Consider the following 17,305-nt stretch of genomic DNA (forward strand, 5'->3'; position numbering starts at 1 on the left):
GCTCTCTCCCCATCACATCGCTATTTCAGTACCGCAATAAAAATACAGCCAATTCCAAGCGCCAAAAAAAACAATTTCAAAAAAGAAATTTCATTCGTAACGCTCGCAATTCCAATTGACATCGTTACAATCAAAACAGTTGGGCCAACAAATGCAAGCATGCCATTTACGAACAATGCTTTTTTGGCATCATTGAAATACAACATAAGCAAAGCGGCGAAAATCTCCATGCTTCCCGAGAAGAGCCTAAGAAGCGCCATCACGAGCACAGATGTTTCAAATGCCGCTAGCCATTGTTTCATCCTCTCACCTCTCTCGTTATCCTTACACCGTTCTAACAGCACACATATATCCTGCTGAAACAAGATGAAAGAGTACGTTTGTACAACCATATGCAATGGTTGTCTATTTCAGAAGTGGAAAAGTAATTTTTTAATTATCAAATGAAAATAAACGGAATTTTCCATTAAATTGTGATATATTGGAATAAAAAGGGTGTAAGTATGAAAATTCTTAAAATTATCCTTACTATCTCAGTAGAAGTGGCTGCTATTTTCTTGTTTGCAAAATTTGTCGATTGGCCGTTTATAGAAAGTTTCTTTTTAGGGAGTTTAGCTATTTTCAGTATCACTTGGCTGTTGCTTTTAAATATGAACCGAAACGCTAATATGGATCGTGCTATTACAAAAAGTTTCACAGGGCTTAACACCGGGGAAATAACACCTTTTCAAATTCGAATGAATCCTTATATGGCTGGGACTCTTCTACTGCTTATCATTAGCTTTATTACTACTGTCATTTATTACGTACCTTATTTCACATAAAATGAAACTTCCATCAATGGCTTTTTACCACCACTGGTGGAAATTCCGTCCAATCGGGCACGTGTCAGCAGTTATTCCCCACCTATCTTCTTTGTTTTCTCAGAATCTTAAAATAGGGTCTAACTGCCTACGAATAGCAGAATAAAAAGAGGCACTCATGGATAATCCACGAGTGCCTCTTTCAATTACGCACGAGAAACGTATTTTGATTCTCCTGTGTTGATAATAAGCATTTCACCTTCGTTAATGAAGATTGGTACTTGTACAACTAGACCAGTTTCTAATGTAGCTGGTTTTGTTACGTTAGAAGCTGTGTCACCTTTAATACCTGGTTCTGTTTCAACAACTTTTAACTCAACAGTGTTCGGAAGTTCTACACCAAGTACTTCGCCTTGATATGTCATGATTGCTACTTCCATATTTTCTTTTAAGAATTTTAATTCGTGTTCGATTTGCTTGTCAGCAAGTTCGATTTGCTCGTATGTTCCATTATCCATGAATACATGAGCTTCACCGCTTGCATATAAATATTGCATACGACGGTTTTCGATATGTGCTTTTTCCACTTTTTCACCAGCACGGAATGTTTTTTCTTGAACAGAACCTGTACGAAGGTTACGTAGTTTAGAACGAACGAACGCTGCACCTTTACCTGGTTTTACGTGTTGGAAATCTATAACCTGCCAAAGGCCGTTGTCCACCGCAATTGTTAAACCTGTACGAAAATCGTTTACTGAAATCATGCAAAAAATCCTCCTGTGTATTACAAAATAATGAGTTCTTTTGGAGATTTAGTTAACACTTCATTACCTTCAGCTGTTACTATAATATCATCCTCAATACGAACTCCGCCTACATTTGGAATATAAATTCCAGGTTCTACAGTCACAACCATTCCTGGCTCAAGTACCGTTTCAGAGCGGAAGGCTAAACTTGGTCCCTCATGAATTTCAAGACCAATTCCATGACCTGTAGAATGCCCAAAATATTCACCGTATCCTTTTTCAGTTATGTAGTCACGCGTTAACGCATCAGCTTCACGGCCAGTTAAACCAGCTTTAATGCCGTTTACACCACGCAGCTGCGCTTCTAATACGATATTATAAATTTCCTTTAATTTGTCGGACGGCTCACCTACTGCAATTGTACGAGTAATATCAGAGCAATATCCTTTATAGTAAGCACCGAAGTCTAATGTAACAAAATCTCCCTTTTCTATCAATTTTTCAGATGCCACGCCGTGCGGCAATGCTGAACGAAGTCCCGAAGCAACGATAATATCAAACGAAGAAGAAGTTGCTCCTTGCTTTCTCATGAAAAATTCAAGTTCATTTGACACTTCAATCTCAGATACTCCCGGGCGAATAAATGATAGAATATGTTCAAAGGCAGCATCTGCAATCTGTGCAGCTTCCTTTAATATCTTAATCTCTGAATCAGTCTTAATCAAGCGTAACTTTTCCACAATACCAGAAGTTGCAACAAATTCTGCATCAACTTCCTCTTTATATGCCGTATAAGAGCTGTATGTAAGAGTATCTTGCTCAAAACCAAGCTTTTGAATTCCTAGGTCTTTTACTTGTTTTGCAACTTCTTCAAGAATCGTACCCGTATGCTGCACGATCTCATAGCCAACCGCTTGTTTTTGCGCTTGTTCAACATATCGAAAATCTGTAATAAACAAAGCGCGTTCATTTGAAATTAATACAACTCCTGCCGTTCCTGTAAAGTTTGTCATATATCTACGACTATGTTGATTCGTTAATAAAATGCCATCAATACCAGCTTCTCCAAATGCACTTCTTAATTTTGTAAGTTTCTCCATGGATTATGCCTCCCCGATTTTCTCCAATAATGCAAGTAACGCTAAGTGATAGCCATACAAACCAAATCCTACAATTTGTCCTGCTGTGACCGGTGCCGTAACAGATACATGACGAAACGATTCGCGCTGATGAATATTTGAAATATGCACCTCAACAACAGGAATCGAAACACTCGCAATCGCATCACGAATTGCATAGCTATAATGCGTAAATGCTCCTGGATTTAGAATAATTCCTTTATATGTACCCTCAGCCTCATGAATGATATCAATAATGGCACCCTCATGATTGGATTGGAAACACTCTAGCTCCACTCCCAAACTTTCTGCTTGTTGTTTCATATCTGCTTCTAACGATGCTAACGTTCCCGTACCATATACATTAACCTCTCTCACACCGAGACGGTTTAAATTAGGCCCGTTAACGAGGAGCAATTTATTCATATACCTAACTCCTTAATAAAAAAAATGTCTATATAACATTTTATCATACCTCTCACTTATTTGAATAGTTTGTCTTTTCCTCATTCCCTATACCCTTTTCGTTATTCACCTCAAACGAAACAGAATATGCAATAAAAACACCATATAAAATAAAAATACATGCTGTCGTTATAATGGTTGTTCTAGGCATTTCTAACGCACTTTTTATGACAGGTGCAACAGATCCAATCACAAAAAATAATATTCCCCACCATATAAGACCGTATATAACGCCTGGAATCACACCTTCAAACTTACTCAAAGCTGCCCTGTATACAAACGCCACAACAATTGAAAGTATTCCCATACACACAATTCCCGTTACGTTTCCCCATACACCTTCTTTCCAATTTCCTAGCGCAAACGGGAGCAGCAAATAATTTGGGCCCGCCTCAGTGAAGGAAAAAAAATTGAGAAAGTACCAAACAGCTCCCCAAAACAAACCTCCAAACACACCAATTTGAACTATTTTTTTCGTGACAGATTGTTCTTGTTTCACATCCACACCTCCGCCTACTAGTATGTCCGAAACTAATTTAAAGCATGTTTAAATACTGCAGAACTTGTCTATAAAAAGAATAGGAAATGTCTGACTAACCTGTTGATTTTCCTTGTCAGAAGTACGCTTTTGTCGATAAAATAAAGGAAACTGTAGTGTTGTCATGTAATATAATGACAACACCTAGAGTCGCTACCTCTTTTCTGATAAGAGAAAAACAAATACAGGTTGGTGTTGACATGACAGAGAAGACAAAACAAATCTACGGCGGTCAAGCGGTAGTAGAAGGAGTTATGTTTGGCGGTAGAGAATATACTGTTACAGCGATTCGTCGTAAAGATAAGTCTATCGAATTTTATCGATTACCTCGTGTTCGTAATAAAGTATCATCTATGTTTAAAAAAATTCCATTTCTACGCGGCATCGCGGCAATTATTGATGCAAGTGCAAACGGGGCAAAGCATTTAAACTTCGCTTCAGAACGCTATGATGTACACCCTGCAGATGATGAACAATTCGTACAAAAAAAAGAAGAGCAGTCGAAGCTAACGATGATACTTAGCGTTGCGGCAGTCGGGGTCTTATCCTTTATCTTCGGAAAAGTGATTTTTACTGCGGTTCCTGCGCTTTTAGCAGAATTGACAAGACCCATTTTCCCATCTCATGCTGGGCAGATCATTGTCGAAAGTATCATTAAGCTTGTATTATTACTTAGCTATATTTATTTTGTTTCACTGACTCCACTTATTAAACGTGTATTTCAATATCACGGGGCGGAACATAAAGTAATTAATGCTTATGAGAATAATCTTCCATTAACGGTAGAAAACGTACAAAAACAAACCCGTCTCCATTATCGTTGCGGCAGCAGCTTCATTTTATTTACTGTTATTATTGGGATGTTTGTATATTTTCTCGTTCCAACGGATCCCCTTTGGGTTCGTCTTATGAATCGTATTTTGCTCATTCCTGTAGTACTAGGTATTTCATTTGAAGTGCTTCAATTTACAAACAGCTTGCGAAGCGTTCCGGTACTCCGCACATTAGGATACCCTGGTCTGTGGCTTCAGCTGTTAACAACGAAAGAACCGACAGATGATCAAGTTGAAGTAGCAATTGCATCTTTTGAAGAACTACTGCGTCTAGAAGAAGGACAACAATAACTTTTTCGTAATATTATTCAACTCCTTTGCCTTTCGTTAATAAACTAATTAAAATATCTTTCTTTTTAGGAGGTGTTCCTTATGAAGGGTCGCTCATTTATGTTCGCTCTATTTGTTATAATTGTTGGGTTAGCCGTATTTAGCCTTGTATCATTCACAATTGAAAATCCAATGGGAGTTGTAAAAAACATTGCGATAATGCTCATTGTTGTTGGTGTCTTTTATTTGCTTTATAAGATGCTTACGAGTTCAAGCGGTTCAGCTAATAACTCACAATCTTCCTACAAACGTGCTGCGAAACAATCGAACCGAAAATATGGAAAACAGGATGTAACACCCCTAAGCAAAAATTTGTTAAAGAAAAATGCTTCTGATGCTAAAGGAAAAAAAGGAAATGCTTCCTTCCTAAGACGCAAACGAAAGCAATCTCACTTAACAGTTATTGAAGGAAAAAAAGGCAAAAAGAAAGACCGCGCTTCCTTTTAGAGAAGTGTGGTCTTTCTTTACTTTTGCTTAATATGTTCAATAACCTCTACTAAATTCTTATCTTTCATAGAATTTAAACGTAAATGATGCGTTTCAAAAGACAAGGATTTCGTCACCTCATTTGGCACAATTACACATTTTAACCCGGCTGCAATTGCAGCTCTTGCTCCGTTTACGGAATCTTCAAAAGCAATTACTTCAGAAGGATGTACGCCAAGTTCAGCAACAGCACTCACGTATAGTGCTGGGTCTGGCTTAACTTGTAATACATCTTCTTTCGTTTTAATAACCTCAAAATATTTTTGTAATCCCAATTCCTTCAAAAAACTTGTCACCCATTTCCGTGAAGAACTAGAGGCCAAACCGATTTTCAAATCGAGTTTCTTTGCTTCTTCCAAATACCCTTTTACCCCTTCACGAGCCACAGGTAATTTCATTTTATCACGATGCAATGTCGCTACTTTTTTTTCTATATGGTCTTTATTCCATTTTTCTTTTAACTCATCTTGCAAAAATGCATGTAACACTTCATCTGTTGTTCCAATACATTTTGCAAACTCTTCAAGTGGCAACTCTCCTCCGTATTCACGTACAATTTCCTGATATGCTTCAAACCATACCGTTTCTGTATCTACAATGAGTCCATCAAAGTCAAACACAACCGCTTTCAATGTATCCTCTCCCTACAAGTGTAGTCAGCATCTATATATTCTACGCTGTGTGAAAATCCCCTTTTTTTGCAAACAAAAAAGGAAACTGTTCCTCAGTTCCCTCTCTTACTGCGCCTGTTCCTCATTTGCCTTTTGAACACCACGAAGCTTCTCAACGCGAAGTTCATCTTGTTCAAAGTACTGCACTAAATCGCCAATACGATCGATAGCTTCCCAGCTTAAATGATGTTCAATTCCTTCTACATCATTATAAATCTTACTTTCATCTACACCGATAATACGCATAAACTGCTCTAACAATTCATGACGATAGACAAGGCGCTTACCAATTTTTTTCCCTTTTGATGTTAATACAAGTCCTCTATATTTTTCATAAATTAGATATTCATCTTTATCAAGTTTTTGTACCATTTTCGTTACAGAGGATGGATGTACACTAAGCGCTTCGGCAATATCAGATACACGGGCATATCCTTTTTCTTCAATTAACAAATAAATTTGTTCGATATAATCTTCCATACTAGGAGTAGGCATCGTTTTCCTCCATCCAATTCAGTTTATAAATTCCGCACTAAGCAATCAATAAAATGATACAACAGAAAGGATATTGTGACAAGGGTGGAAACAAGCCCATTTTTCCGACACACAAAAGAACCCACATACATAGCTTGGGTTCTATCATGTAAAATATTGAATTTCAGCATTCGGAAAATATTTATGAGTATAACCTCTAAGTGTTTGTAAATAAATTGAAACTTCCATCAGTTGAACCAATCGGACTTTTCCACTTTTATTTATCTGCATTCTTAAATATTTACCTAAAAAAGCAAGAGTATCTATCCTATCACTTAACAATGTGGCAAGGTGCCGCATTGGCCCTTTTTCTTCTGTATGTTATATAAATTTTTATTTAAAGCCTCAGGGTTTTAACGGTTTTTTTCAGGACTATTTTTCGTTTGTCTAAATTTACAAAAAGAAAAATAACATAAACAAAAAAGAAAAATACAAAATAATTAAAGTAAATTGTTGACGTGATGCTTTTATTATCGGTATCATATTTCTTCGTGAGCAATTATTTTTCGTTATACGATTTTTTATTATTACTAAATTTTTGAGAGGGGAAATTTGATGTCACTTAAGAAGAAAACACAAGTGCGCACCGGCAAAATGGTACGTGAACTAATGTTAGCAGACGAAGATGTGAATGCTTCGCTAATCATGGTATATAGTGAAAACGGTGTAAACGCAGAAATTAAAATCGAGGGCTTAACGCCAAAATGTAACGAAGAATTATTTTTGAGCGGAAAAGTAGATTGGAACAAAAGCGTTATTTATAAAATTGTCGATTTTACTGGCAATGCCGAAGTTGGTAAAGTGACATTAAGCGCCATGAACAAAAACAATGTTTCACTGCAAATCGAACGCGTTATGTGGAGTAAAGAAACAAAAGAAGAAATGACAGAATTAGAAGACAATACACTATCAGTTGTCGAAACACCTGCTCCAAAGAAAGAGACAGTAGTTGAAGCTTCAAAAGAAGTGACACCTGTAACAAAACCAGTTGTAAATGTTGCACCTACTCCAACACCAATTCCAAAGCCGGTGCGTCCAGAACCTGTAGTTAAAGCTACACCAACTCCTGTACAAAAAGATGTAACTGCACCAACTACAGTGCAAAAAGAAGTAACTGTATCAACTCCAGTACAGCCAGCAGTTACAGTTAAACAACCTGCAACAAATCAACCAAACTCTGAATTACAAGAAAAGTATGTTCGTCTTGTAAAACAAGCTGTAGATGTATGTCAAGATTACGAGCTTGGTATGGATGTAGACGATTCTATCGAGAACTTAAAAGGCGAGTTACAAAAACAAGGAATATCGGTAGCATTTGATGCAGAAATTATGGATGTTGTAAATCGTTTACGTTCACTAAAGCAAAAAGGAATTAAAGTAGAGAAAGTATTAAACTTATTATAAATTATAAAGCGAAAATTCCATCAGTCCGTTTTCTCATCATCACTGCTGGAAAGCTCTCAACAATATAAAAATAAGGAGATGGACATCCATCTCCTTATTTCTTATAATTCCATTCATCACTTTCATATTTTTCTTTTGCTAATGTTTCTACTTCATGCAATTGTTCTTCTGTTAACTGATACGGAACAAGTTCCACATTTAATCCTTTCTCAAATCCAATGTGGAATGCATCAATCAGTTGTTGAATTGTAAAAGTACGATCTGTTAATTCATTGATTGCAATTGCTTTTGAAGAGAACATTTTTTTCATACGTTCTTTCACACGTTCATTTGGAAACAGAAACAAATCATACAGCGTGTCTAAATCAATTTCTAATGGAATGGAGCCGTGCTGTAAAATAACTCCCTTTTGACGAGTTTGTGCACTTCCAGCAATTTTGCGCCCTTCTACAACGATTTCATACCATGACGGAGCATCAAAGCAAACTGCTGAACGCGGATTTTTCAAATTATCACGTTCCTCTGCCGTTTTTGGTACTGCGAAATACGCTTCTAAGCCTAGTTCTTTAAATCCATCTAATAAACCTTGCGAAATGACGCGATATGCTTCTGTCACTGTTTTCGGCATGCTTGGATGATCTTCAGATACAATTACACTATATGTTAATTCATTATCATGAAGAACGCCTCGTCCACCCGTTTGACGGCGTACAAATCCAAAACCATTTCTATTCACTGCATCCATATCAATTTCTTTTGAAGCACGTTGGAAATACCCCACTGTTAACGTCGGAACTTCCCACTCATAAAAACGAATTGTTGGCGGCATTTTCTTTTCGCTTTGCCAATTTAATAAACATTCATCTAACGCCATATTAAACGCTGGAGAGCATTTACCAGAATTTATATAACACCATTTTTCCTTTTCCATCCCACACCTCATATAACTAATTTTTCTCACATTCTCTAGTCTATCAAATTCGACAAAATTTGTGAAAGAATACGAAATTTCTTCTAATACAAAATGAACTTGTTGCATAAATACATATGGGCATTATAATATTGAGAGTAGGATAAGAAAAAAGGGAGCGATACAATCGTGTCAACAAATGTTATTATTTTACTAGCCATAACTGTAGGATTCATCGGCTATTCTGTATGGATGTATTTCTATCAGAAAAAATTAATTAAAACACTTCCAGAAGAAGAATTTCGCGCTGGATATCGTAAAGCACAACTTATCGATGTTCGTGAAGCGGACGAATATAATGCTGGTCATATTTTAGGAGCACGTAACATTCCCGTATCACAATTACGCCTTCGTTACAAAGAACTACGTGCTGACCAACCGATTTATATGTATTGCCAAAATGGTTTCCGAACAGGACGCGCAGCACAGTTTTTAAAGAAGCACGGTTACAAAGAGTTTTATCAATTGCAAGGTGGCTTTAAAACTTGGTCTGGTAAAGTGAAAAAGAAAAATTCATAACAAATAGCTAGCTTGTCTATCACAAGCTAGCTATTTCATTCCATTTTACTAGCGATATACATTAAATTTTTCTTTACATCTTCACTATTTTGATCACGCACATTTCGATATAGCAACTGATATTCTACTTTCTCTTCTTTCCAAGTGAGCGTCGCAATGTCTTCTCCATCCATTTCTCCGTCACTACCTTTAAAATAAGCTGTTATGCCATTTTCAAGCTTTACTTGCTCCTGAAAATGATTTTGTTCTACAACAAAAGGAAAATTATATGAGAAGTTGGCAACTGTTAATTCAATGTAATCTTTCACGCTTTTTTCACGTCGTTCATATTTAATATCAAGGGCAATTCGCTTATCTCCCATTTTTCGAACTACTGCTTTTGGATTATCTTTTGACTCATACGGTAAATATGATGGTGTTTGAAACGAAAACGGGAGAACGTTTTTTACAGCTTGTACCGATACTGGATCAGACATCATATCTTCACTTGCCTCTAAACTTGCTGCAAATTTTTTTTCCTCGACCATCGTTTGCTGAAAAGAACATGCATTTAACACCATACTAGAAAATACGAAACATAGCATCCGTTTTTTCAATGTGTATCCGCCCTTTCTCAACATTCTCTTTTCTATCAAGATACAATTGAAGCTTTCGTATGTTATGTTCATATTCTCTTTTTCTTCCTGTTCCACCTTTGAAAACTTTCCTCGTTTATCTCACACAATTTGACAAAAACGCTTTCCCTATTCTCACGCCGAATATAATTGTTACGCGAATAGCAAAAAGCGTTATTAACAAAATAGAGTATGAAACGCTTTTCATGTCAAGAGTTTTACAAGATTTCTCTTACCTTTTTCTTGTATAATAGAAATAGAGGTGAAACATATGGTAAATATAAAACAAATCGCGAAAACGGCTGGAGTCTCCGTTACGACTGTTTCACGCGTCTTAAATGAACATCCATATGTCAGTGCAGAAAAACGAAAACGCGTCCTAGAAACTGTTGAAGAATTGAATTATGCCAAAAATGTAAATGCCGTTCATCTTCTCAAAGGAAAAACACATACAATTGGTGTTATGCTTCCTTTTATTAATCTGCCGTACTTTAGCACAATTATTGAAGGTATTGGAACGAAAGCACTTGAAGCTGGATACCGCATTAATCTCTGTCAAACAAACTATGATAGCATTGAAGAAATGCGTGTCCTTGAAATGATGAAAATGAAACAATTTGACGGTATGATTATTTGCTCCCGAACGAGCTCATGGGAAGCCATTGAACCTTATGCAAAATTTGCGCCTATCATTTCGTGTGAAAAACTGCTGCATCCTCTTATATCTTCTGTCTATGTTAATCATTACGACGGCTTTCGGATTGGAACAGAATATTTATTACAAAACGGACACGCACGCATTGGATTTTGTTTAGCACGCAAAAAAAGCGTGAGCACGAAGCAGCGTGAGCAAGCGTTCTTTGATACTCTTCATGTAGCAGGTAAACGCTCGCAAACAGACTGGCAGTTTTATCAATGCTACACTATTCAAGACGGTGCGAATGTCATCCACAGCATTCTAACGATGAAAAATCGACCTACCGCTCTTTTTGCTGCAAGCGATCAAGTTGCTTCTGGATTATTAACAGAAGCAAAAAAACAAGGACTGCGAGTACCAGAGGATTTAGCAATCTTAGGATTTGATAACCATCCTATTTCTGAAGCGTTAGAGATAACAACAATTGAAAATCCTGGCTTAGCAATGGGAAATCGTGCTTTTTCCTTATTTTATGAACAAGTGCAACAGGAACAAATTACAGGGACTTCTGAAGAGTTACCGTTTCGTTTAATTGAACGAGGAACAGTGTAAAGCCCCTATTATTGGAGCTTACACTGTTCAATTTTGTATAATTGCCCTCCTTGACTATATATTTTTTTTACCTTATAATTTAACTAACGAACGGTAGGTAGGGGATGAACATGACAGCAAACCGTATAAAATCTGTAGCATTGTCACACTTTGCACGCTATGGCTATGAAGGAACTTCACTAGCAAACATTGCACAAGATGTTGGCATTAAGAAGCCGTCAATATACGCACATTTTAAAGGAAAAGAAGAGCTATATTTTATTTGCTTAGAAGAATCTTTACAAAAAGATCTTGCATTCTTTAAACAGTATGTGAAGAAGTCAGAAGAAACTCCCTTTGGAGACTTTTTATTTCATCTTCTTAAAGATTATGGCCATCGCTTTCAAGAAAGTATTGAAACAATGTTTTGGCTACGCACTTCGTTTTTTCCACCAGATGCTTTTCGTGAGCAAATTGTCGAAAAAGCAAATGCATACATCGAAAGCATCGGACAGCTTTTAGTACCTATATTTGAACAGGCACAAGAAAAGAAAGAACTTTGTAACATTGAAGTAACAGAAGCTGTTGCAGCTTATTTATGTTTAATTGACGGATTAATGGTTGAATTTTTATTTGCTGGAATACAGCCATTTGAAAATCGATTATACGCATCTTGGAAAGTATTTTGGCGCGGATTGTCAAGCTGACGGATTGCAGACGCAATGCGTCATTTTCCGGCCCTAAACCTAACGACTGGTAGGAAGGAGAATAAATGATGGAATGGATTTATGTTGTTATAGCAGGAATCATTGAAATTGTGTGGGTAATTGGTTTAAAACATGCAACAACACCGCTGGAATGGATTGGTGTAGCGATTGCAATCGGTATTAGCTTTTTCCTTTTATTTAAAGCTTATGCAAAACTCCCTGTAGGGACTGTGTATGCTGTTTTCACAGGAATCGGAGCTGGAGGTATTGTGCTAACAGAAATTTTTGTTTTTGGCGAACCATTTTCGCTTGTAAAAATCTTATTTATCGGTTTAATTTTCGTTGGTGTTATTGGTTTAAAACGAGTAACAGGTGAACAAGTAGAGAAGGAGGCTGCATAAACATGGCATGGTTATTTTTAATTATTGCTGGTATATGTGAGATTACTGGTGTTATCTTTATGAAGATAGCCAATGAAAAAAAAGGCTGGATGCCAAAACTCATTTTAGCTGCAAACTTCGGCGTAAGCTTCCTTTTTCTGTCTCTCGCAATGGATACACTGCCAATGGGAACGGCTTACGCAATCTGGACGGGAATCGGAACTGCAGGAAGCGCACTGCTTGGTATTCTTATTTTCCGTGAATCTGCTGATTGGCGCCGCCTTGCTTTCTTAAGCTGCATCTTATGCGGTGCAGTTGGCTTAAAATTAATGAGTTAACGAGGTGAATGCTGTGTGGAAAAAAAGAGGAAAACAAATTATGACAGGAATCATGATTGCAGTTGCACTCTTATTGCAATCTATATTCCATATTGCAGAATGGTTATTCCATAAAGCATTTTTAATCATCTCTTTTATTCCAAACATGGCCCTTGAAGTAGCTTCCTTTGCTTGGTCGATTATCGCTTCAATTGGAATTATCATCCTCTGGAGTATCGCGAAACTCTGGAATAAATTCTTTTCAAAAGACAGTTCTTCTGACAGGAAGTAACTGTCTTTTTTTATATAATTTCCTCCTTTGCACATACTACCAAAAAAGGAGCTGATTATATGCAAACTTCTGTACATAAGCATATTTTACTACTATTTTTTATCTTTATTGTATGTGTTGTGTTTTTTAGTTTAGTACTGCATACGTATAACGTGCCTGTTTATTCACCAAGTATGGTGTCAGTTTATAAATTTGTTGTACATAATTTGCTTCATTGAAGAGGGTGTCTCGTAATGAGACACCCTCTATAATGTACGATTTTCTTTTTTCTCATTATATTTCCTGTCGTCATGAAAACAGTGCCGAATAAAAGACAAGTGGGGACTGATATATGAGTAGGAATGAAATGAATTGTAACGCCAATCCCTGTTCCAATAATGAATAGCAATCCAACTATTATGAAGAAGGTCCCCTTGATTTTCATAATTCCATACTCCCATTCATCCCGCTATTCGTGGGCAGTAAAACCCCCATTGATGGAAGTTTCACTTTATATATCTTTCTGCTCATATAATTTCATACAAACTAAAATTGATCAAACGTGCTTTTGGATGTCCAAACACAAAGAAAATTGGGATGACTAAACTTAAATAGATCACTACAAGATCCATTGCTACTAGCAATCGTAGAACATATAAACTCTATGTCTTCAAATCCAAATTCTATTTCAATCATATACATAAAAATAACAATATTGTCATTTCCCTCCACAGTATATACACACTCTCCTATTTTAGGCAACAAAAAAGACCAACATTTCCCTGTTGGTCTTTCATATATGTATTACTTCTCAAAGCGATTTAACATCTCATCTCTCATCCCAAAACTAACAACAGCAATCCCGACATACATAAAAATAAGAACTGCTGGATGTACTGTATTGTACCAGTGGCTATCAATAATTAAATATACCGTTAATACTGTAACAAGTAAAAAAGCAACAATAAACATGTAAAAATGTCTTTGACTACCCATAACGAACTCCTCTCTAAATTACTCATTTATTGTAACGAATTCTCCCCTATGACTCAAGACTAACTTTCCTGTAAATGGTCTAACTCGACTTTCACAATATCATGACAAGCGATTGGAATAAGTGTTCCTTTACTATCAATTGCGGTTACACTTTTATTATCTAATACGTGATGCTTCACTCTCTCTAACATTTTTTCTGTATCTTGGTAATAAAATTCTTTAATATCCTTAATCATCTCACCATTTTCTAAATGGTACACCATCCTATAACGCTTATAGCCCATCTTTTTCATCCCCTTGTTCATTTCTTCACATATGTATGAAAAATTGACATTTTTGCTTCTCATTCACTTTAATTTCATTAAAATTCTAACAAAAATACACAATTTTATCAAAGGGACTTTTTCAACAAAAATGTTGAGAAAGTATGAGAATTCTTCAATCTTACATAAAACCCGCAATTTTATAACATCTTTTTTAGGTACTGATACCTTATTCGGCAATATAAAAAAGAACTCGCCTATAGCGAGTTCTCTCCAAAATATTTTATTGATGATTAAACTTGTACCATAGATGGTTTTTGATAACGCAAAATCGGCTTACGCGCTGCCATTGTTTCGTCAAGACGCTTAATTACTGTTGTATGCGGCGCTTCTTGAACCACTTCTGGATTCTCTTCTGCTTCTTTTGCAATTTGAATCATCTTATCGATAAAGCCATCTAATGTTTCTTTTGATTCTGTTTCCGTCGGCTCAATCATGATACATTCTTCCACGTTTAATGGGAAGTAAATTGTTGGTGGATGGTAGCCGAAATCAAGCAGACGTTTCGCAATATCAAGCGTACGTACGCCAAGTTTCTTTTGACGACGGCCTGATAAAACAAACTCATGCTTACAATGTCTATCAAATGGAAGATCATAGAACGGAGCTAATCTTCTCATCATATAGTTTGCATTTAATACAGCATATTCTGTTACTGCACGTAGTCCGTCTGGACCCATAGAACGAATGTACGTATAAGCACGAACGTTGATACCAAAGTTTCCATAGAATGGTTTCACGCGTCCAATTGCTTGTGGACGATCGTAGTTAAAGTGATAGCCATTTTCTGTTTTCTCTAAAATTGGTTTTGGTAAAAATGGAATTAAATCAGCTTTCACACCTACTGGGCCAGAACCTGGACCACCGCCGCCGTGCGGACCTGTAAATGTTTTATGAAGATTTAAATGCACAACGTCAAATCCCATATCTCCTGGGCGCGCTTGACTTAATACTGCATTTAAGTTTGCACCGTCATAGTACAATTTACCACCTGCATCATGAACGATTTGTGCCATTTCTAAGATGTTTTCTTCAAATAAACCAAGTGTATTTGGATTTGTTAACATAAGTGCTGCTGTTTCTTCGTTCACAACACGTTTTAAATCTTCTAAGTCAACAAGACCATTTTCATTTGATTTTACTGTAATTGTTTCAAAACCTGCTACTGTTGCAGATGCTGGGTTTGTTCCATGCGCAGAGTCAGGAACGATAACTTTTGTACGGTTATGATCACCGTTTGCTTCATGGTATGCACGGATTAACATTAATCCTGTCCATTCCCCATGTGCACCAGCTGCTGGTTGAAGTGTAACAGTATCCATACCTGTAATTTCAATTAAATGTTCTTGTAAGTCATACATTAATTCCATTGCACCTTGCACTGTTTTTTCATCTTGAAGCGGATGAATGTGTGCAAAGCCTGGGAATCGTGCCACGTTTTCATTGATTTTTGGATTGTACTTCATTGTACAAGATCCTAATGGATAAAATCCAGAATCCACACCGTGGTTACGGTTTGAAAGTGCTGTGTAGTGACGCATAATATCAAGCTCTGATACTTCTGGAAGCTCTGCATCTTCAGTACGAATATACTCACTCTCAAACACATCTTCTAATTTTACTTCTTCTATATCTAATTGGGGTAAGCTATATCCTACGCGTCCTTCTCTACTCATTTCAAAAATAAGTGCTTGATCTTGGTTCTTCATTGGATAGCCCCCATTTCGTTTACAAGTGTGTCAATTTCCTCTTTTGTGCGTAGCTCTGTTACAGCTAGAAGCATATGATTTGTAAGTTCTTTATAATCACGGCCAAGGTCATAACCACCGATGATATTTTTTTGTACTAATGCATCATTTACTTCTTGTACTGGACGTTTGCAATCTACAACAAATTCATTGAAGAATGGTCCAGCAAACGCTACTGTGAACCCTTTTGCTTCAAACTGGCGTTTTGCATATTGTGCTTTAGAAATGTTTTGACGTGCCATTTCTTTTACACCTTGTCTTCCAAGCGCCGTCATCGCAACAGATGCTGCTAATGCATTTAATGCTTGGTTTGAACAAATATTAGATGTTGCTTTGTCACGACGAATATGTTGTTCACGAGCTTGTAATGTTAATACGAAGCCACGTTTACCATCTGAATCCACAGTTTGTCCTACAAGACGTCCTGGAATTTTACGCATAAATGCTTTCGTTGTTGCGAAATAACCGCAGTGTGGTCCACCAAACTGTGTTGGGATACCAAATGGTTGTGCATCACCAATGACAATATCAGCACCAAATTTTCCTGGTGGTGTTAATGCACCTAGTGATAATGGGTTTGAAGAAACGATAAATAATGATTTTTGTTGATGAACAATTTTCTCAATATCAGCTAATTTCTCCACTTGTCCGAAGAAGTTTGGATATTGTACGATTACGCAAGCGACAGTGTCGTCTACTTCGCTTTGTAATACGTTTAAATCTGTTACACCGTCTTTATGATCAATTTCAACAACTTTAAGATGTTGACCTTTTGCATATGTCTCAAGTACTGCTCTTGATTCTGGATGAACCGTTTTAGAAACAAGAATTTTCTTTTTACGAGTATGACCTGCTGCTAGCATTGCCGCTTCTGCTAACGCTGTACCTCCGTCATACATAGAGGAGTTTGCTACATCCATACCCGTTAATTCACAAATCATTGTTTGGAATTCAAAAATTGCTTGTAATTCCCCTTGTGAGATTTCCGGTTGGTATGGTGTATAAGCTGTATAAAATTCTGAACGAGAAAGAACATGATCAACAATTACTGGTGCATAATGATCATATACACCTGCTCCTAGGAAGGAAGCATAGTCTTTTAAGTTTGCATTTTTACGAGCAAGCTCAGACAGTTCTTTTAAAAGTTCTGGTTCTGATTTTGCTGGTTTAATATTTAAATCCCCTTGAAAACGAACGCTTGCTGGAATATCAGAAAATAATTCATCAATCGATTGCACACCAATCGTTTGTAACATTTCTTTTTTGTCTTCTTCTGTCATTGGAAGATAACGATGCAACATGAA

General features: G+C 36.8%; 24 protein-coding genes. 10 read left to right on the forward strand and 14 right to left on the reverse strand.

The window, feature by feature from the left end; all coding sequences use genetic code 11:
- Nucleotides 1-20: 20 nt before the first annotated feature.
- Nucleotides 21-302: a YqhV family protein gene (locus tag WAX78_RS07150; protein ID WP_336481608.1), complete on the reverse strand. Its 282-nt coding sequence runs from the start codon at nt 300-302 to the stop codon at nt 21-23.
- 201 nt (nt 303-503) lie between these two features.
- Here WAX78_RS07150 and WAX78_RS07155 point away from each other — a divergent pair, with 201 nt between their 5' ends.
- Nucleotides 504-824: a hypothetical protein gene (locus WAX78_RS07155; protein WP_336481609.1), complete on the forward strand. Its 321-nt coding sequence runs from the start codon at nt 504-506 to the stop codon at nt 822-824.
- Between the two features lie 185 nt (nt 825-1,009).
- Here WAX78_RS07155 and efp read toward each other — a convergent pair whose 3' ends face one another.
- Genes efp through WAX78_RS07175 form a run of 4 tightly spaced genes read right to left on the reverse strand, consistent with a single transcriptional unit; the run spans nt 1,010 to nt 3,631 of the window.
- A complete protein-coding gene (gene efp / locus WAX78_RS07160) occupies nt 1,010-1,567 on the reverse strand; it encodes an elongation factor P (protein ID WP_336481610.1) in 558 nt (185 codons plus the stop codon).
- Between the two features lie 20 nt (nt 1,568-1,587).
- A complete protein-coding gene (gene pepQ, locus WAX78_RS07165; protein ID WP_336481611.1) occupies nt 1,588-2,649 on the reverse strand; it encodes a Xaa-Pro dipeptidase in 1,062 nt (353 codons plus the stop codon).
- Between the two features lie 3 nt (nt 2,650-2,652).
- Entirely contained in the window at nt 2,653-3,093 is a 441-nt protein-coding gene (aroQ, locus tag WAX78_RS07170) for a type II 3-dehydroquinate dehydratase (RefSeq protein ID WP_336481612.1), read from the reverse strand.
- A 52-nt stretch (nt 3,094-3,145) separates the two neighbouring features.
- Nucleotides 3,146-3,631 (reverse strand): YqhR family membrane protein, encoded by a 486-nt coding sequence (locus WAX78_RS07175; protein ID WP_336481613.1) that lies wholly within the window; start codon nt 3,629-3,631, stop codon nt 3,146-3,148.
- Between the two features lie 239 nt (nt 3,632-3,870).
- On the opposite strand from WAX78_RS07175, the gene WAX78_RS07180 reads away from it, so the two are divergent.
- Both WAX78_RS07180 and WAX78_RS07185 read left to right on the forward strand, forming a co-directional pair.
- Nucleotides 3,871-4,794 carry a DUF1385 domain-containing protein gene (locus WAX78_RS07180; RefSeq protein WP_336481614.1) on the forward strand — a complete coding sequence of 308 codons (924 nt, stop codon included), beginning with the start codon at nt 3,871-3,873 and terminating at the stop codon, nt 4,792-4,794.
- 81 nt (nt 4,795-4,875) lie between these two features.
- Nucleotides 4,876-5,280, forward strand: coding sequence for an SA1362 family protein (locus WAX78_RS07185; RefSeq protein ID WP_336481615.1), 405 nt, complete (start codon nt 4,876-4,878; stop codon nt 5,278-5,280).
- Nucleotides 5,281-5,297: 17 nt separating this feature from the next.
- Here WAX78_RS07185 and WAX78_RS07190 read toward each other — a convergent pair whose 3' ends face one another.
- Together WAX78_RS07190 and mntR are read right to left on the reverse strand one after the other, a co-directional pair.
- Nucleotides 5,298-5,951: an HAD family hydrolase gene (locus WAX78_RS07190; protein ID WP_336481616.1), complete on the reverse strand. Its 654-nt coding sequence runs from the start codon at nt 5,949-5,951 to the stop codon at nt 5,298-5,300.
- Between the two features lie 105 nt (nt 5,952-6,056).
- Nucleotides 6,057-6,485 (reverse strand): transcriptional regulator MntR, encoded by a 429-nt coding sequence (mntR, locus tag WAX78_RS07195; protein ID WP_336481617.1) that lies wholly within the window; start codon nt 6,483-6,485, stop codon nt 6,057-6,059.
- 594 nt (nt 6,486-7,079) lie between these two features.
- Between mntR and WAX78_RS07200 the strand changes: the two genes are divergently transcribed.
- Complete coding sequence (locus tag WAX78_RS07200; protein WP_336481618.1) at nt 7,080-7,928, forward strand: hypothetical protein; 849 nt, start codon at nt 7,080-7,082, stop codon at nt 7,926-7,928.
- Nucleotides 7,929-8,022: 94 nt separating this feature from the next.
- Here the strand turns inward: WAX78_RS07200 and WAX78_RS07205 are convergent, their stop codons facing one another.
- A complete protein-coding gene (locus WAX78_RS07205; protein ID WP_336481619.1) occupies nt 8,023-8,859 on the reverse strand; it encodes a lipoate--protein ligase family protein in 837 nt (278 codons plus the stop codon).
- A gap of 168 nt (nt 8,860-9,027) precedes the next feature.
- On the opposite strand from WAX78_RS07205, the gene WAX78_RS07210 reads away from it, so the two are divergent.
- Nucleotides 9,028-9,417, forward strand: coding sequence for a rhodanese-like domain-containing protein (locus WAX78_RS07210; protein WP_336481620.1), 390 nt, complete (start codon nt 9,028-9,030; stop codon nt 9,415-9,417).
- 35 nt (nt 9,418-9,452) lie between these two features.
- Here the strand turns inward: WAX78_RS07210 and WAX78_RS07215 are convergent, their stop codons facing one another.
- On the reverse strand, nt 9,453-10,037 hold the full coding sequence (locus WAX78_RS07215) for a DNA polymerase III subunit delta (protein ID WP_336481621.1): 585 nt from the start codon (nt 10,035-10,037) through the stop codon (nt 9,453-9,455).
- 265 nt (nt 10,038-10,302) lie between these two features.
- Here WAX78_RS07215 and WAX78_RS07220 point away from each other — a divergent pair, with 265 nt between their 5' ends.
- From WAX78_RS07220 to WAX78_RS07240, 5 genes are all read left to right on the forward strand, one after another.
- Nucleotides 10,303-11,280 (forward strand): LacI family DNA-binding transcriptional regulator, encoded by a 978-nt coding sequence (locus tag WAX78_RS07220; RefSeq protein ID WP_336481622.1) that lies wholly within the window; start codon nt 10,303-10,305, stop codon nt 11,278-11,280.
- A 104-nt stretch (nt 11,281-11,384) separates the two neighbouring features.
- Nucleotides 11,385-11,966: a TetR/AcrR family transcriptional regulator gene (locus tag WAX78_RS07225; protein ID WP_336481623.1), complete on the forward strand. Its 582-nt coding sequence runs from the start codon at nt 11,385-11,387 to the stop codon at nt 11,964-11,966.
- A 68-nt stretch (nt 11,967-12,034) separates the two neighbouring features.
- On the forward strand, nt 12,035-12,367 hold the full coding sequence (locus tag WAX78_RS07230) for a DMT family transporter (protein ID WP_336481624.1): 333 nt from the start codon (nt 12,035-12,037) through the stop codon (nt 12,365-12,367).
- A gap of 2 nt (nt 12,368-12,369) precedes the next feature.
- Nucleotides 12,370-12,684 carry a DMT family transporter gene (locus WAX78_RS07235; protein ID WP_336481625.1) on the forward strand — a complete coding sequence of 105 codons (315 nt, stop codon included), beginning with the start codon at nt 12,370-12,372 and terminating at the stop codon, nt 12,682-12,684.
- Nucleotides 12,685-12,697: 13 nt separating this feature from the next.
- Complete coding sequence (locus tag WAX78_RS07240) at nt 12,698-12,955, forward strand: DUF3975 family protein (RefSeq protein WP_336481626.1); 258 nt, start codon at nt 12,698-12,700, stop codon at nt 12,953-12,955.
- 211 nt (nt 12,956-13,166) lie between these two features.
- On the opposite strand, the gene WAX78_RS07245 is transcribed toward WAX78_RS07240, so the two are convergent.
- The 5 genes from WAX78_RS07245 to gcvPA form a co-directional block, all read right to left on the reverse strand.
- Nucleotides 13,167-13,379 carry a hypothetical protein gene (locus tag WAX78_RS07245; protein ID WP_336481627.1) on the reverse strand — a complete coding sequence of 71 codons (213 nt, stop codon included), beginning with the start codon at nt 13,377-13,379 and terminating at the stop codon, nt 13,167-13,169.
- A gap of 359 nt (nt 13,380-13,738) precedes the next feature.
- On the reverse strand, nt 13,739-13,930 hold the full coding sequence (locus tag WAX78_RS07250) for a hypothetical protein (RefSeq protein ID WP_098307694.1): 192 nt from the start codon (nt 13,928-13,930) through the stop codon (nt 13,739-13,741).
- Between the two features lie 59 nt (nt 13,931-13,989).
- Complete coding sequence (locus tag WAX78_RS07255) at nt 13,990-14,214, reverse strand: DUF3929 family protein (RefSeq protein ID WP_098307696.1); 225 nt, start codon at nt 14,212-14,214, stop codon at nt 13,990-13,992.
- A 272-nt stretch (nt 14,215-14,486) separates the two neighbouring features.
- Complete coding sequence (gene gcvPB, locus WAX78_RS07260; RefSeq protein WP_336481628.1) at nt 14,487-15,962, reverse strand: aminomethyl-transferring glycine dehydrogenase subunit 2; 1,476 nt, start codon at nt 15,960-15,962, stop codon at nt 14,487-14,489.
- Nucleotides 15,959-17,302 carry an aminomethyl-transferring glycine dehydrogenase subunit 1 gene (gcvPA, locus tag WAX78_RS07265; protein ID WP_336481629.1) on the reverse strand — a complete coding sequence of 448 codons (1,344 nt, stop codon included), beginning with the start codon at nt 17,300-17,302 and terminating at the stop codon, nt 15,959-15,961. Before gcvPA ends, gcvPB begins: the two co-directional genes overlap by 4 nt.
- Nucleotides 17,303-17,305 lie beyond the last annotated feature (3 nt).

The sequence above is a fragment of the Bacillus yunxiaonensis genome (genome assembly GCF_037104695.1).
GTDB classification, from domain to species: Bacteria; Bacillota; Bacilli; order Bacillales; family Bacillaceae_G; genus Bacillus_A; species Bacillus_A yunxiaonensis.